The sequence below is a fragment of the Pseudooceanicola sp. genome (genome assembly GCF_041987405.1).
In the GTDB taxonomy this organism is placed as follows: Bacteria; Pseudomonadota; Alphaproteobacteria; order Rhodobacterales; family Rhodobacteraceae; genus Pseudooceanicola.
In genome coordinates this window covers 1-14,934 of record NZ_JBHIWR010000008.1, presented here as the reverse complement: position 1 = coordinate 14,934, position 14,934 = coordinate 1, and the positions used below count along the sequence as shown (strand labels likewise).

Genomic DNA, 14,934 nt, shown 5'->3' with positions numbered 1-14,934 from the left:
ATCTTGCGGCACCAAATCCCGCGGGTCGCTCTCCGGAAACACCGGGTCGCGTCGCGGGACGGCCGAGATGGTTTGGGAAGGGCGGCGCGGGGGTGTTTCCCCGCGCCGCCCGGGACCTTCAGACCGCAAGGCTTACGCGTAGCCCAGGTCCTTCATCAGGTTCTTGTAGACGTCCGCAGCACGTGCGGCGATTTCGCCTTTGGCCGCTTCGGTTTCGAGGATCTTGGCCGATGCCTCGGCGAGAACCTGCAGCACATCGTCCGGCAGCTGCACGACTTCGACACCGTTCTCCGCGACACCCGCGGCAAGGGCCTGCGCTTCGCCAAGCTGATACTCGGACGACCGCTCGTAGAAGCGGACGTTGAAGGCGGTTTCGAAGATGTCCTGCATCTCCGGCTCCAGCTTCTCGAACTCCGAGAGGTTGTAGATGAAGCTGTCGGTGGTGAAGCCCAGTGCCGGCTTGTAGTGGTACTTGCAGACCTCCCACAGGGACATGGATTTCGCACCGATCGCCGCACCCCAGTGCGCACCGTCGACCACGCCGGAGCTGAGCGACTGATACAGTTCGGAGCCGGGGATGTAGGACGGTGCAGCGCCTGCGGCCTGCAGATAGTCCAGCATCGTGCCGGAGGACCGGATTTTCAGCCCGGCGAAGTCATCCGCGTTCGTGATCTTCTTCGACAGAACGATCTCCGTCGGGTAGGCCTTGTCAGACCGCAGCATGATCCCGTCGGGGTTCAGCTCTTCGTTGACCATCGCCTCGACACCGCCAAGCTTGGCCATGTACTGCACTTCCCAGCTTTCGCGGAGCGTCCCGGGAATGCCGTAGAGGAAGGACGCGGCCTGTGCCTTTTCCTGGAAATAGGAGGGCGAGGCGGTCCCCATGGCGACGACGCCTTTGCGGACGATGTTGTAGATTTCCGGGCCCTTGGCGAATTCACCCGCACCGAAAAGTTCGAACTGGAACGCACCATCGGTCTTTTCGGTGACCCAGTTGGTCAGAACGCCGAGGCTGTCATCGAAAGAAGCCGAAGCCTTGGGCCAGTGCGACTGGACGCGCCAGGTCACCTTGCCCTGCGCGATACCCTTGCCGACAAGCGCCGGGGCTGCCAGCGCGGCAATCCCTGCTCCGCGCAGCATCGCGCGGCGGTTAACATTGGTAGATTTGGTCATGTTGTCCTCCCTGGATATGCGTTTTTAACGAGTTGGGGTTCTTTGTCCCTCGGCCCCGCCTGTGCAGGCGCAAGGTGCTCCCCATCACCTGCTACGCTGCACGGACAAGACCATGTTTCTACCCATGCGTCAACAAACTTACCAGCATCAGATCGGACCCAATGGACAGTAGACTGACCGGTGAGTTAAAAGACTTGCGTTCCAGCCTAATTCCGCTTAGCAGAATTGTATCTGTGACCTGGCGAGGAGGGTACCGTGGCAAATTGGAATGGCGCAGTCGCCTCTCGCGAGGAGTTGCGGGAACTCAAGCGCCGCGCAGCCCTTCGTGTCGCCGCGCGCATCTTCAATGAAAAGGGTTATCACGCCACCTCTCTCGACGAGATCGCGGACGAAATCGGGGTGACCAAGACGGCGCTCTATTACTACTTCAAGAACAAGGAACAGCTTCTTTATGAATGCCTGAAGCTGACCTACGACTGCGGCCAGTCCGCCCGTCTGGAAGCCGAACAGATGGATGGCACCGCCTTTGAAAAGCTCAGCCATCTCTATCGCTGCTTCATGGAACAGCTGATGGAGGAGCGCGGCGCCTATACCACGATGGCCAACATCCGTGCCCTGCCCGAAGACCAGCAGACCGAGTTGATGGAACGGCGCAAGCACCTGGACCGCTACAGCCGGATGCTGATCGAGAAGGCCATCGCGGAAGGGGCTCTGCGCCCGGTCGATGTCCGCATCACCTCCAACTTCTTTCTTGGCGCGGTGAACTGGATCCTGCGCTGGCACACCGAGGACGACGCGATGAGTCCGAGGGAGGTCTCGGCCCACTTCCTCGACCTCTTCATGAACGGCATCGTCGCGAAGGGCTGAACCACCGCGCCTTCAGGGTCCCGCCGTCTCATTTCTGGCATCAAACCGTCGTCTTGCAGTCACGACCTTCCGCTAGGCTCCAGCAGTAATAGCGGCGGATGTTGGTATGATGATCAAGGTTTTACAGGATGGAACGCGATTCGATGTCTGCCTGATGACGGCGGACCTCGCGCTCGACCTTGCGGTGCGGTTCGACGACTACACCGAGGCGATGGATTTCGCCGAACTCTGGTCCGACTGGATGGGCTGCGACGGGATCGAGGGGGTCGCCCACGCCGCCCGAACCGCCGCGGCATAGGGGCACGTCACCGGCCCGCCAGCCGCCTCAGACGGTGTATTTCGTGGGCTTGCCCCGGGATCTCCGCCCAATCCGGTCATCCCCAGGCTCGGCCCAATCCCCCTCAATTCGTGATCAGCGAATACGAAGTCGGCACCCCGCCCTTGTTCGTCACCACCACCGTGAACCCTTCGGAGGCCGCGGGCCGCCAGCCGCAATAGGCAATGGCGGAGATATCCGTATCCGAACAGACCAGCCGCCCCTGCGCATCCTTGACGAAAACATTCAGATCGGCGGAGCTTTCCGCCCCCTCGACATAGACGTCCGCGTATTCCCCACCGGTATAGGTCATCGCCGGATAGGTATCGGTGCCGCCCGCACGGATCGTTGTGATGGAATAGACTTCGCCCGCGGTCACGCCCTTGGTTCCGGCGAATTTCACATCCTCCGCAAGTTGCGCGATGGTCGCGTCGTTTGGGGCCAACTGCAGTGCCGTGGCGATCATGTCCTGCCAACTCATCATCCGGTCATAGCGCGGGTCTTCCGGGGCCGGGCCGTCCTTTTGCGGTTCGATGTCCACCCGCCGCGCCAGCACGGATTTGCGCAGGCGCGCGGCCGCCACGGCCAGCATCGGGTCCTGCAGATCGACCGCCGCCTCGAACAGCCGCGCCGAAAGCTCGGCGTTGCGGACGGGGTTGTCGGCCCGCACGCCCACGGGCCAGGCCATCAGCGCGGCAAGCGACAACGCGGAAAGGGTGGATTTCTGGAAGCGCATACGATTTCCTCCGGGTCAGCTTCGGCGATAATGCAAGGGAGACCGGGGATATCCAACAAAATCTACATGACAGACTGTTGATGACGGCACTTGTCACATGAAGCGCCCGCCGCCCTGCGGTAGCTTCGGGCAAAAAGATCGGACAGCAGCATGACCCCTCTTCGCCCCTGGATCACCGCCGCGCTGGCGCTTTGCCTGACGCTGGCCACCGCGCTTTGGGTCGCGGCGCGCGCGCCTGAAGGGGCGGGTGACATGACAACTGCGCTGGATGCGACGTTGATCCTGCGCAGTACGGACGGGGCAGAGTTCCTCGGGTCCGCCTTTCTGTGGCGCGGCGGCGAGATCGCGGTCACCAATGCCCATGTCCTCGCCGGTCATGGCGAGGTGGAGGTCACGACCCGCGACAACCGCACCGCCGTGGCCCGCGTCACCCGGCGCGACGACAAACGCGATATCGCCCTGCTCGCCCTGCCCGCCTCGCTTGGCCCCGGCCTGTCGGCCGCCCCCGTTCCCGACCTCGGCGCCCCCGTGCTGGCCATTGGTGCACCTTTGGAGGCCGGGTTCACCCTCACGCGCGGCATCCTCTCCGCACACCGGCAGGTGCTGCCCGCCGTGCCCCTGCGCTTTCTCCAGCATGATGCGGCGATCAACCCCGGTTCCTCCGGCGGACCGCTGCTGAACATGGACGGAGAGCTGATTGGCATGAACACCCGCATCGCCGATGGCTCGCGCTATTACGTCGGGATCAGCTATGCCGTTCCCGCCCCCCTGATCGCCGCCCTGATCGCCGGTGACCTGCCGCCCGTTCCCGATCTGGGCTTGGCGCTGCGCCCGATGACCCCGGTCCTCGGCACCGCGCTCGGGATCGAACATCCGACCGGCCTTCTGCTGGATGATGTGACCCCGGACAGCCCCGCCGAGGCCGCCGGCCTTCTGCCGGGAGACATCCTGATCAGGGCCGCAGATCGGCCGCTGGTGCGGGTCGGCGACCTCGCCATGATCATTGACGCCACCGCATCGTCCCTGCCCCTGCTGATCCGGCGCGGTGCGGGTGAGATCACGATCCCCCTCGCCCTGCCGCGACCCGCGCCGGTGGTCCCGCACCCGACGCCGACGCCCCTTGCGCGGTCGCTGCATCCCACACCCGTGCCGCTTCGCGATTTCGGCGTGACCCTCTCCGGCCAGCGCGTCATCGCGATAGACGACACCCTGCCCGCCTATGCCGCAGGCCTTGCAAAAGGAGACGTGATCGAGGCCGTCGGACAGAAGGCCTTCACCGGACAGCGCCTGATCCTGCCCGCCCTCCTGCGCGTCCGGCGCGATGGCGGCACCACCCATATCCTGATCGACCCGACCCGGCGCCGTCTCCGCCCCCTTGGTGGCGGCAATGCGCTGGACCCGGACGTGACCCTGTTCTGAGGCCGAAGATGACCGACCAAACAACGCCCCGCATCCTGATTGTCGAGGATGACGCCGTCGCGCTGGAGGCCCTGTCGCAAGCCGTCACGGACATCGGCGCGGTGCCGACCACCCGCACCACCTATCCCGAGGGTCTGGCGGAAGCGGAGACCGGCCAATACGCCGTGATCGTCTTCGACCGGATGCTGCCCGGCGGCGACGGGATCGACGCCATTGCCAAGCTGCGCGCGGCGGGATCGACGGCCCTCGTCATGGTCGTCTCGGCCCTGGGCCGCGCCGCCAACAAGATCGAGGGGCTGGAGAAGGGCGCCGATGACTACCTCGCCAAGCCCTTCGATCCGGAGGAGCTGCGCGCCCGCCTGCGCGCCCTGCTGCGCCGACAGTCTATGCAGGTGCTCGACAACGATCTGATCGCCTTTGGCGCGCTGGAAATCCGCATGAAGGCCCGCACCGTCCACGCCGGTCAGACGCACATCCCCGTCAGCCCCAAGGAGTTCGAACTGATCACCTATTTCGCCCGGAACGCGGGCGAGACGGTGACCAGGATGCAGCTGCTGGAAAACGTATGGAACCTGCATTTCGACCCCGGCACCAATGTCGTCGACGTCCATGTCGGCCGCCTGCGCCGCAAGCTGGAACAGGCGCTCGGCGCCCCGGCGATCCACACCGCTCGCGGCGAAGGCTATATCTTTGACCCGGCCCGCTAGACGCCCCCGCCTCGCCCGCGCCAGCGTGACGATGACACTCGCCGTGGCGGCGGTCATCATCCTCGCCGCGCTTGGCGCCATGGCCCTGCAATACCGCGTTACCGCGGCCTCCCTCGCCACGCGGCAGGCGGAACTGCTGGCCGCCGACCTCGCCAGTTTCGAAACGATCTACGATCAGCGCCGCATCCCCGCCCTGCGCGAGGCGGTGGAGTTCCGCGCCAGCGCCACGCCCGAGGGCAGCGCCATCTACCTGCTGCAGGACCGCGCCCGCACCACGCTGGCGGGCAATACCGACGGCTGGCCCGAGGGGATCACCGCCAGTGGCGAAGGCTTCGCCCCCGCCCCGCAGCAAAGCTACGTCATCGACGGCGTGGCCTATCGTGGCGTGGCGCGCATCCTGCCCGGCGGCTTCCCCTTCCTCGCCGCCCGCGCCGAGACCCCGGCGCTGACCACCCTCGCCGACCTGCGGGCATTGATATGGCAGGTGGCGCTTGGCCTCGTCGCCCTGTCGCTCATCGCCGGCTGGCTGGTCAGCAGCGCCACACTGGGCCGCATTGCCCGCATCAACGCCCTGGCCGATCGGGTGGCGGCAGGCGACCTCTCCGCCCGGCTGCCCGGGCCGCGCAGCCGCGATGAATTCGGCGCGCTTGAGGCCCATGTGCACCAGATGCTCGACCGGATCGAAACCCTCGACCGCGCTCGCACCCGCCTGGCCGACATGATCGCGCATGAGCTGCGCACCCCCCTCAACCGCATCCGCCAGCGTCTGGGCGGCCTAACCGGCGACGACGAGGCGCTCGAACGGATCGACGCCGACATGGCCTCCACCATCCGCATCTTCGACAGCCTGCTCGACATCTCCTCCGCCGAGGCCGCGCACGGCCAGCGCCCTGGCCTTGTCCCGATTGACCTCTCGACCCTGGCCGAGGAGGTCGCGGAGCTCTATGCCCCCCTCGCAGAAGACAGCGGCATGACCCTGACCACCGGGATCGCCCCCGGCGCGCAGATTCTGGGGGAAAGGAACCTGGTCGCCCAGGCCCTCACCAACCTGATCGACAATGCAATCAAGTATTGCGATGCAGGCGACGACATACGACTTGATCTGACGGGGGCCGGGGACCGCTGGCGCATGTCCATCGCCGACACCGGTCCCGGTGTGCCGGACGACCTGCGCGAGCGTGCCTTCGACCTCTTCACACGCGCCGAACGGGATGTCGGCAAATCCGGCCACGGCCTCGGCCTCGCCCTCGTTAAGGCCATCGCGCTGCGCCATGGGGCGAGGATCGACCTGCTCGCGACCGAAAAAGGTTTCAGAATCGAAATCCTCTGGCCTAAGCTTCCCGACACCTGATCGGGGGACCGGGATTTGTTCAAACACCTGATTTGGCTGGCAATGCTGGCCACGCTGCCGGGCTGTGCCGCGCTCAACCGACCGCTCAACGAGGTCCTGCCCTCGGGCCAGAACCTCCCGCTGGTGGAGACGGAGCGTGTGGCCGCCGAGTCCGGCGACGTCTGGGTCGGCCTCGCCTTCTCCGGCGGCGGCATGCGCGCCTCCGCCTTTGCCCATGGCATGCTGGAGGAAATCCGCGCCGCCACCGCCACGTCGGCGAATCCGCATGGATTGCTCTCGGACGTGCGGCTTGTCACCGGCGTCTCCGGCGGGTCGGTCACCGCTGCCTATTTCGGGCTGCACGGCCCCGCCGGGGTGAGCCGATACCGCGACATCTATCTCGTGCAGAATGCCGAACGCTACATGGCCAACAGCCCGATCAATCCGGTGACCATCGCCAAGGGCCTCTCGGGCGGCGCGAACGGGCGCAAGACCTTTGGCCGTTTCCTGGACGAGACGCTCTTTCACGGCGCAACCTTCGGCGATCTGCGAAAGCGCTCACGGATCAAGACCTGGATCAATGCCAGCGATGTGGCGAACCAGACGACCTTCCTCTTCTCACCCGAGACCTTCGATGCCCTATGTTCGGATTTGTCAAGTTTTCCAATTTCCGATGCCGTCGCAGCATCGGCCGCATTTCCCCTGGTATTCTCGCCAATCGTGATCGAGGCACATCAAAAAAAGTGTAATTATCAAGAGCCTGCATGGCTAACTTCAGCCAGATACAATTCCGAAGCCTCCTATGCCATGCGCGCCCACGGGGCTGCGCTGGAAAGTTATGCACAGGCCAAGGAGGTCAAATATGTGAAACTTCTGGACGGCGGCATCACGGACAATTTCGGCACCACCGGCCTCGCGGTGGAACGCGCCCGGGCCCAGGTGCCTTATGCGCCGCTCACCGCCGAGGAGGCCGTCCGGATGAAACGCCTGCTCTTCCTCGTGGCCGACGCCGGGGTGCAGCGCGACAACAATTGGACCGAGAAACTGCGCGGGCCCGGCGGGGTGAACCTCGCCATGTCCATCGCGTCGTCTGCCATGTCCGCCGCCTCCCGCACCGGCTTTGACGCGATGCGCCTGCAGCTCGACAAATGGCAGCGCGACCTGGTGGACTACCGTTGTTCGCTCACCCGCGGAGAGGTCGCCCGCCTGCGCGGCACCGCCGCCGGATGGGATTGCGAGGACCTGAAGTTCTTCGTCGGCCTGATCTCCTTCAAGAACGTGCCGACGGGGATGAAGCGCAAGCTGGACGACATCCCGACGCGGCTGAAACTGAAGACCGAGGAGGTCGACCTCGCCATAGAGGCCGGACGCATCGCCACCCGCGACAACCCCGACTTCAACGGCTTCCTCGTCGCCAGCGAGATCGGCAGCGACGGCGCCCCGCGCAGCCGCCGCAAACCGCCGCCGGGGGCCAGGCTGGTGGTGCCGGTCAAGAACTGAGGGCGCCGTCTCGACGCCACTCAAAAGGCCGAGTTTCCGATAAGGTGCCAAGCAATCTCGGCCAAGTCGTAACCCGACCTAATCCCTAAGCCGCGCCATCGACGGGCCGCGGCGCGGCGATCCAACGGTTGTTCCGCGCGATTTATGGCGGCCAAGGCAGCGAGCCAGGCATTCGATGCACGTATGGATGCCAATCGCCGGGCCGTGGGGGCGGCCCGTCGATGGCGCGGCGGGGCTGACACCCCTTGAATCCGCGCCCTGGTGCATCGCGGCGGGTTTGACCCAAGCTGGCACCTAGTCAGACAACCCCAGCTCAGCCACCCGCCCGACCAAAACAGCCCCCGCATCCTGCGCCGTGCCAATCGACCAGAGCGCCCGCAGCCAATCCGCCGCCGCCTGATCCCCGACGGCAGGGGCGACGAGCCCGAGGAACTTCTCCTCGATCGCCGCATCCGTCACCGGAATATCCGGGCTGCCCGAGGCCTCCGGCGCAAACACCTCCGCCGACCGATCCCCCGCCCGCACCGTCACCCGCGCCGGGCGCTGACCGGGGTAAAGCGCATCCATCTCCTCCGACGCGCGGATCGTCAGCCGGGGCGATAAGGCCTCCGCCAACCCCTCTCCCCGCGCCTCAGCCCCGAAATCCGCCAGCGCCGCGCGGCCCTTGTAGAGCGCTTGGGCCAGCACATAGGGAAAGGACAGCTGCGCCGTCGCCATGTCGCCCCAGCCAGTTCCCGCATGGGCCGCCGCGATGGAATAGGTCTCGACCTCGACGCCCGTGACCTCCTCCGCCGTGACGCCCAGCTTGGCTTGAGCCGCGATCATCGCCTCCATCGCCGGTTGCAGGTGACGGCAGCAGGCGTGGGGCTTGATGTAACAATCGGTCATTCGCCACCGCGCAACCGGCGGCAGGGACAGGGAAAACGCCCCCGGCGCCACGCCCCCGAAGGCCTGGGCATAGCCCGAGGGCCGCTCCAGAATACCCTCCGGCGCGGTGACCCCGGCCTCGGCCAGTCGCGCCGCCATCAGGCCACCGCGCGCCGCCAATCCGCCATGCAGCCGCTTGACCTCTCCGCCCCCGCCGAGGAAGGCGAAGAGCCCCCCGGCCTCGGACGCCGCCAGCCCGAGCGCGCGTTCCGTCAGCGCCCCATCGAACCCGCGCAACCGCGCCACGCCCAGCGCCGCGCCAAGTGGCCCGACCGTCGATGTCGGGTGAAACCCCCGGTCCCGCAGCGCCGGATGCAGGGTCGCCGCCACCGCGCAGCAGGTCTCATAGCCCGCCGCCATGGCCACCAGCAGATCGCGCCCTGCGACCGGCCGCGACAGTGCTTCCACCAGCAAAGCAGGCACCACCGCCACGCCGGAATGGACCGACCCCTCGCGATAGCCGTCGTCCAGTTCCAGCCCATGCGCCGCCGTCCCGCAGAGATAGGCGTGATCCGCCGCCGCCCGCGCGCCGGGGCGGCCCGGCAAAGGCAGGCCCCCCTCCGGCTGCAGCGGCGCCAGCTGCGCCGCCACCCCCTGCCCCAGCCCGGCCACGACCACGCCGAGCGTGTCGATCAGATGGCGCGTGGCGGCGCGCAACACCTGCTCCGGCGGGTTCGTCAAACCCAAGGAAAACCCGACCAGATCCGACGTCGCGCCCATCTACCCCTCCGCCGGGGTCAGCCGGAAGGCTCGCCCCCCTTCGCTGACCCGGCCGATCGACCAGTCCGGAATGTGCCCGGCACAAAGCAGCGCGCCCGTCCCCGCGCAATGTTCCATGATCCCCCGCCGCGACTGCGCCGCCATGGCCGGATCCCAGTCCGCCCGCATCACCAGATCGGGCATGTCCAGCTGCACCGGATGGTGGATCGCATCGCCGGAGATCACCGCCTCCGCCCCGCGCGCCCTGGCATGGATACAGACATGGCCCGGAGAATGCCCCGGCGAGGGAGAGAGGAAGACCTCCTCCCCGATCTCGGTCAGCACCTGCGCGGTGTCACTGACAAATTCCGCCTGCCCGGCCTCGACCACCGGCAGCACGGAATCCTCCAGATGCGCATAGCGCGTCCCCTCCGTCCCGATCAGGCCCTTGAAAAAGGTGAACTCGGCCTCGTTCATCACGTAGCGCGCATTGGGAAAGGTCGGGACCCATTCCCCCTTCACCAGCCGGGTGTTCCAGCCGACGTGATCGGTGTGAAGATGCGTGCAGAGGACAATGTGGATGTCTTCGGGCCGCAGCCCCAGATCGGCCAGCGCGGTCAGAAAGGCATGGGACCGCATGTCATGCTGCCAGGGCGCATGGGGCCGCTGTTTGTGATTGCCGTTGCAGGTGTCGACCAGGATGTTCTGACCCCGCGCCCGGATGAGGTAGGCCTGAAAGGCCATGCCCACGGCCAGCGTTTCGGGGTGCAGGTGGCGCGGGCCCAGCCAGTCGGCATTGCGCGCCGCGTCGTCATGGGTCAGGTCGGGGAAGAGGAACCCCTTGGGCATGAGGCGGTACCGGACCTCCGGCACCAGGTCGACGCGGATGGCTCCGATATCGACCCCGCCGGTCATGCCAGCGGTTCCTCGTCCATCGTGGCCAGCCCGCGCTTCCATTTCGACAACCACCAGGCATAGGGCGCGGGCCAGGTCTCCCAATCCGTCACCCCCAGCTTTTCCGCCGCATGATGCGCCCAGAAGGGGTTGAAGAGCGCCTGCCGCCCGATGGCGATCAGATCCGCCTGCCCCTCCTGCAACAGCTGCTCGGCCAGCTCCGGCGTGCGGATCAGCCCGACGGCCTGGGTCATGATCCCCACCTCCTCGCGCAGCAGCTTGGCAAATTGTGCCTGATAGGCCGGGCCACGCGTCAGGTTCGAATTCGTTGCCCCGTGCAGCATGTTCCCGCCTGACGAACAATCGACCAGATCGACGCCCGCGGCCTTCAACTCCCGCGCCAGCACAACGGAATCTTCCGGCTCCCACCCCCCGTCGATCCAGTCGGTGGAGGAGATACGGGTCAACAGCGGCACATCATCCGGCAGGGCGGCACGGACAGCCCGCGCCACCTCCAGCGGATAGCGCATGCGGTTTTCAAGCGACCCGCCGTACTCATCTGTTCGCTTGTTGGCAATCGGGGTCAGGAAGCTCTGCAGCAGGTAGCCATGGGCCATGTGGATCTCGACCATGTCGAAGCCCGCATCCATCGCCCGATGCGCGCCGGTGACAAAGGCCTCGCGCACCTCGTCCATGTCCCTCCGGTCCATCTCCTTCGGCATTTCCCAGCCGTCGGTGAAGGGCAGCGCAGACGGGGCCAGTGGCTGCCACCGTTCATCCCCTGCGTCGATATTTTCCTGCGTCAGCGGCCCGTTGCCCTGCCACGCCCGCTGTGTCGAGGCCTTGCGCCCGCCATGCGCCAGTTGCAGGCAGGACTTGAACCCCATCTCGCGGATCTGCGCCGTGATCGGGCGCAGCGCATCGACATGGCTGTCATAGTAGATCCCCATGCAGCCGTTGGTGATCCGGCCCGACCGGGTCACGCCGGTCGCCTCGACAAAGACCAGCCCGGCCCCGCCAAAGGCGAACTTGCCGTAATGCGTGTGATGGAAGGCCGTGGCATGCCCGTCATCGGCGCAGTACATGTCCATCGGCGGCACCGCGACCCGGTTGGGGATCGTGACACCGCGAATGGTGAGCGGGGTGAAGAGCTTGACGGTCATCGGATCTCCTTACACGCCATGGGGGGCGAGGATCTGGCGCAGGGCCTTGCCCTCGTTCAGCTTGTCGAACCCGGCGTTCACCTCGTCAAAGCCGAGGTAGCCGTCGATCAGCTTGTCCACCGGCAGCTGACCGGCATGGAACATCCGCAGGAAGCGCGGGATGTCCCGCACTGGCACCGAGGACCCCATGTAGGACCCGATCACCGCCTTTTCATTCGACACCAGATCCGCATGTTCAAAACCGAACTCCGCCCCGGCAGGCGACAGCCCCGCCGTCACCAGCCGCCCGCCGCGCCGCAGGACCGAATAGGCCCCCTTCATCGCGCCGATGGCCCCGGCCAGTTCCACCGCGACATCCACGCCGCCACGGGTCAGATCGGCGACCTTCGTCGCCAGTTCCGGATCGCGGGCGTCAAAGACATGGGTCGCGCCCAGGTCCAGCGCCTTCTGCCGCTTGCTCTCTTCCAGATCGACGCCGATCACCACCTCCGCGCCGGAAGCCTTGGCCCCCATGACCCCGCAAAGCCCGACGCCCCCCAGGCCAAAGATCGCCACCGTCTCGCCCGCCTGGATCCGCGCCGTGTTCATCACCGCCCCGGTCCCGGTCATCACCGCACAGCCGAAAACCGCCGCATCCACCATGGAGATCGGGTCGTCCACCACCACGACAGAGCCGCGGTTCACCACCGCATATTCCGCAAAACAGGAGATGCCGGTGTGGTGATAGACCTCCTGCCCGTCCTCGTCGGTGATCCGGGTCCCGCCCGACAGCAACCCGCCCTCCATCCGCGCCTTGACGGCGGCATAGCAGATCTGCGGGCGGCCGGACTGGCACATCTCGCACCGGCCGCAAGAGGGGGCAAATTGGAATACCACCTTGTCGCCGACCTTCACATCGTCGATCCCGGTGCCGATCTCCACGACCTCGCCCGCGCCCTCGTGCCCCATGAGCATCGGCACCATGCGTCCGCGTGATCCGTTGATCACCGACAGATCCGAATGGCACAGCCCGCCGCCGCGCACCTTGACCACCAGGTCCGTAGGCTTTGGCGGCGCCAGCGTGACGGTTTCAAGCTTGAGAGGCTGGCTCTCCGCATAAGGTGCCGGAAGCTCCAGCTCACGCAGCACGAGTCCCTTGCAGGTTAGTGTCATCTTGTCCTCCCACGGCCGACTGCACGTCGCACCGGCCCCTCCATTAAACCATAGGCGCAGATCGTCGACCTGCGCAACGGTATACCATTTTTCTCAAATTGGTATACCGAAAATCACCGACGCGCCCCGCGCGCCCAGCATTCCGTCGTCACGCCCTCGCTTCGCAAGACGTGTTTCTGCACCTTGCCGCTCGCCGTCTTGGGCAGGTCGTCCATCACCCGGACATATTGCGGCAGCATGAAGCGCGGCACCCGCCCCTCTAGCCACGTGATCAGCGCAGCCGGATCCACCGCCCTGCCCTCCACCGGCGTCACGACGATCAGCACGTCATCTTCGGTATGCTCCGACGGCACGGCGACGGCGGCACATTCGCGCACATCCTCATGCGCCAGCACCTCGCCCTCCAGCGCGAAGGAGGAGATGTTCTCCCCCCGCCGCCGGATCACGTCCTTGGCCCGATCGACAAAGAAGAACCGCCCCGCCTCGTCCTGCCGGAAGCTGTCGCCGGTATGGAACCAGCCATTGCGCATCGCCTCCGCCGTCGCCTCGGGCCGGTTCAGATAGCCCTGCATCAGCGCCCAGGGCCGTGACGAGCGCAGCACCAATTCCCCGGCCGCCCCGCGCGGCACCTCGATGTCGTTCTCGTCGACGACCCGCGCCTCCATCCAGGGGCGCAGCACCCCGGCCAGCCCCTTTTCGGTGATCCCGGGCCCCGCATGCATGGGCGAGGAAATCTCGGTCATATTGTAGATCGTGTAGACATCGACGCCGAACCGCGCGGCAAAGGCCGGGCCGTCCTCGCCAAAGGGCACGATGAAGACATGGGTCAGCGGATGGTCGCGATCGCCCGCATCCTCGGGCGCTTTCAGCAGGAAGGAGGCCATGACCCCCAGAAGCAGAGCATAGGTTGACCCCGTCTCGCGCACAGCGGGCCAGAACTGATCTGTCTTGAACTCGGCCATCATCCCGATCGACAGCCCGCGCGCCAGCATGGCGTAGACATACAGCGTTGATCCGCAATGAAAGATCGGCCCGCAGATCATGCAGCGGTCGTCGGGCCCCACGCAGTCGAAGGCGTCCGGACCCATGGTGTAGAGCTGCGTGTAGGACGACAGTACCCCCTTGGCCCGGCCCGTCGTGCCGGAGGTATACATGATCGCCTGCGTATCCCATGGCATGATCGGCCGCTCCAGCGGGATCGCCTCCGCCGCGCCATCCATCAGCGCCCGGCACTCCAGCGGCAGATCGGGCACCGCGTCGCCCTCCACCAGCAGCACGGTGTCGACGGTCCCCGTCTCCACCTCCGCCAGCCGCGCCGCCAGATCCGGCCGCGCCACCATGACCCTCGCCCCGGCGTCCGCCAGGATATGCGCCAGCGCCCCGCCAAGAAGCGCCGTGTTCACCGGCACATAGACCGCGCCGAGGTAATTGATCGCAAACCAGCTCACCAGCAGATCCGGCCCGTTGCCCAGAAAGGTCAGCACCGGATCACCCTGCTTGACCCCCTCGGCCCTGAGCGCAGCCGCCCGCCGCTGCACGCGCTCCAGCACCTCCGCGTAACTCCAGACCGGCCCGCCATGGAAATGAACGAAGGTCTCGTCCCCGCGCTCCTCCGCATGCCGCTCCAACATCGCGCGCAATACCGCGCGCCCGGGATCGAGCGCTGCCTCTGTCATGACGTCCTCCCCTGCGGCGCCTGTGCCGCCGGGCAAGGTTTCATCACTGCGGAAGGATTGTCCAGCCTGCGGAATAAGCCGGACGCGGATCGGCGCAGGCACATGCTCTTTTCGGCAAGATACCTGCGGTTCGAGGTCGTTCTGGCTGGACCGTTGGAGGCAATTCGCGGCGCGAATTGCCATTTTGCGACGTAGGAGCCCCCGCGATACACGCCTATTGCCAAGCAAAATAAATGTGTGTATATTTATTAGGTCATGTTGACAAAAGACGCAGCCAGAGGCGGATGGAGGTGATGTCTATGAAGCCAAGGAAGCTCTCAGCGGTCTTGTCGTAGCGGGTTGCGACCCGGCGAGCGTTCTTCAGCTTGTTGAAGC

General features: G+C 66.1%; 13 protein-coding genes and 1 pseudogene. 6 read left to right on the top strand and 8 right to left on the bottom strand.

All coding sequences use genetic code 11. The annotated features are described in order from the left end of the window. Window positions 1-132: 132 nt before the first annotated feature. Window positions 133-1,173, bottom strand: coding sequence for a TRAP transporter substrate-binding protein DctP (gene dctP / locus ACFC2Y_RS16795; protein WP_375176210.1), 1,041 nt, complete (start codon window positions 1,171-1,173; stop codon window positions 133-135). A gap of 255 nt (window positions 1,174-1,428) precedes the next feature. Between dctP and ACFC2Y_RS16790 the strand changes: the two genes are divergently transcribed. Together ACFC2Y_RS16790 and ACFC2Y_RS16785 are read left to right on the top strand one after the other, a co-directional pair. Beyond that, on the top strand, window positions 1,429-2,040 hold the full coding sequence (locus ACFC2Y_RS16790; protein WP_375176209.1) for a TetR/AcrR family transcriptional regulator: 612 nt from the start codon (window positions 1,429-1,431) through the stop codon (window positions 2,038-2,040). A gap of 106 nt (window positions 2,041-2,146) precedes the next feature. Continuing rightward, entirely contained in the window at window positions 2,147-2,338 is a 192-nt protein-coding gene (locus ACFC2Y_RS16785; protein ID WP_375176208.1) for a hypothetical protein, read from the top strand. Between the two features lie 103 nt (window positions 2,339-2,441). Here the strand turns inward: ACFC2Y_RS16785 and ACFC2Y_RS16780 are convergent, their stop codons facing one another. Then, the gene (locus ACFC2Y_RS16780; RefSeq protein WP_375176207.1) at window positions 2,442-3,092 is read right to left on the bottom strand and encodes a hypothetical protein; all 651 of its coding nucleotides are present in this window, start codon (window positions 3,090-3,092) and stop codon (window positions 2,442-2,444) included. Window positions 3,093-3,242: 150 nt separating this feature from the next. On the opposite strand from ACFC2Y_RS16780, the gene ACFC2Y_RS16775 reads away from it, so the two are divergent. Genes ACFC2Y_RS16775 through ACFC2Y_RS16760 form a run of 4 tightly spaced genes read left to right on the top strand, consistent with a single transcriptional unit; the run spans window position 3,243 to window position 8,048 of the window. Further along, window positions 3,243-4,511 (top strand): trypsin-like peptidase domain-containing protein, encoded by a 1,269-nt coding sequence (locus tag ACFC2Y_RS16775; protein ID WP_375176206.1) that lies wholly within the window; start codon window positions 3,243-3,245, stop codon window positions 4,509-4,511. An 8-nt stretch (window positions 4,512-4,519) separates the two neighbouring features. Beyond that, entirely contained in the window at window positions 4,520-5,218 is a 699-nt protein-coding gene (locus tag ACFC2Y_RS16770; RefSeq protein ID WP_375176205.1) for a response regulator transcription factor, read from the top strand. Then, window positions 5,202-6,569 (top strand): ATP-binding protein, encoded by a 1,368-nt coding sequence (locus ACFC2Y_RS16765; RefSeq protein ID WP_375186461.1) that lies wholly within the window; start codon window positions 5,202-5,204, stop codon window positions 6,567-6,569. Before ACFC2Y_RS16770 ends, ACFC2Y_RS16765 begins: the two co-directional genes overlap by 17 nt. Window positions 6,570-6,584: 15 nt before the next feature. After that, window positions 6,585-8,048 carry a patatin-like phospholipase family protein gene (locus tag ACFC2Y_RS16760; protein WP_375176204.1) on the top strand — a complete coding sequence of 488 codons (1,464 nt, stop codon included), beginning with the start codon at window positions 6,585-6,587 and terminating at the stop codon, window positions 8,046-8,048. Window positions 8,049-8,342: 294 nt separating this feature from the next. Here the strand turns inward: ACFC2Y_RS16760 and ACFC2Y_RS16755 are convergent, their stop codons facing one another. From ACFC2Y_RS16755 to ACFC2Y_RS16730, 6 genes and pseudogenes are all read right to left on the bottom strand, one after another. After that, on the bottom strand, window positions 8,343-9,695 hold the full coding sequence (locus ACFC2Y_RS16755) for an MmgE/PrpD family protein (RefSeq protein ID WP_375176203.1): 1,353 nt from the start codon (window positions 9,693-9,695) through the stop codon (window positions 8,343-8,345). Further along, on the bottom strand, window positions 9,696-10,589 hold the full coding sequence (locus tag ACFC2Y_RS16750; RefSeq protein ID WP_375176202.1) for an MBL fold metallo-hydrolase: 894 nt from the start codon (window positions 10,587-10,589) through the stop codon (window positions 9,696-9,698). Continuing rightward, window positions 10,586-11,731: an NADH:flavin oxidoreductase/NADH oxidase gene (locus tag ACFC2Y_RS16745; RefSeq protein ID WP_375176201.1), complete on the bottom strand. Its 1,146-nt coding sequence runs from the start codon at window positions 11,729-11,731 to the stop codon at window positions 10,586-10,588. The genes ACFC2Y_RS16750 and ACFC2Y_RS16745 overlap by 4 nt, the downstream gene beginning before the upstream one ends. A gap of 9 nt (window positions 11,732-11,740) precedes the next feature. Continuing rightward, a complete protein-coding gene (locus tag ACFC2Y_RS16740) occupies window positions 11,741-12,883 on the bottom strand; it encodes a zinc-binding dehydrogenase (RefSeq protein ID WP_375176200.1) in 1,143 nt (380 codons plus the stop codon). 113 nt (window positions 12,884-12,996) lie between these two features. Further along, on the bottom strand, window positions 12,997-14,559 hold the full coding sequence (locus tag ACFC2Y_RS16735) for an AMP-binding protein (RefSeq protein ID WP_375176199.1): 1,563 nt from the start codon (window positions 14,557-14,559) through the stop codon (window positions 12,997-12,999). A gap of 253 nt (window positions 14,560-14,812) precedes the next feature. Next, window positions 14,813-14,934: pseudogene (locus tag ACFC2Y_RS16730) on the bottom strand (IS5/IS1182 family transposase); the annotation flags it as partial.

Bases quoted from the DNA above. Each gene is read 5' to 3' on its own strand.
- ACFC2Y_RS16735 (WP_375176199.1), bottom strand. From the start codon at position 14,559: ATGACAGAGGCAGCGCTCGATCCCGGGCGCGCGGTATTGCGCGCGATG.
- ACFC2Y_RS16755 (WP_375176203.1), bottom strand. From the start codon at position 9,695: ATGGGCGCGACGTCGGATCTGGTCGGGTTTTCCTTGGGTTTGACGAAC.
- ACFC2Y_RS16770 (WP_375176205.1), top strand. From the start codon at position 4,520: ATGACCGACCAAACAACGCCCCGCATCCTGATTGTCGAGGATGACGCC.
- ACFC2Y_RS16745 (WP_375176201.1), bottom strand. From the start codon at position 11,731: ATGACCGTCAAGCTCTTCACCCCGCTCACCATTCGCGGTGTCACGATC.
- ACFC2Y_RS16785 (WP_375176208.1), top strand. From the start codon at position 2,147: ATGATGATCAAGGTTTTACAGGATGGAACGCGATTCGATGTCTGCCTG.
- dctP (WP_375176210.1), bottom strand. From the start codon at position 1,173: ATGACCAAATCTACCAATGTTAACCGCCGCGCGATGCTGCGCGGAGCA.
- ACFC2Y_RS16780 (WP_375176207.1), bottom strand. From the start codon at position 3,092: ATGCGCTTCCAGAAATCCACCCTTTCCGCGTTGTCGCTTGCCGCGCTG.
- ACFC2Y_RS16750 (WP_375176202.1), bottom strand. From the start codon at position 10,589: ATGACCGGCGGGGTCGATATCGGAGCCATCCGCGTCGACCTGGTGCCG.
- ACFC2Y_RS16740 (WP_375176200.1), bottom strand. From the start codon at position 12,883: ATGACACTAACCTGCAAGGGACTCGTGCTGCGTGAGCTGGAGCTTCCG.
- ACFC2Y_RS16775 (WP_375176206.1), top strand. From the start codon at position 3,243: ATGACCCCTCTTCGCCCCTGGATCACCGCCGCGCTGGCGCTTTGCCTG.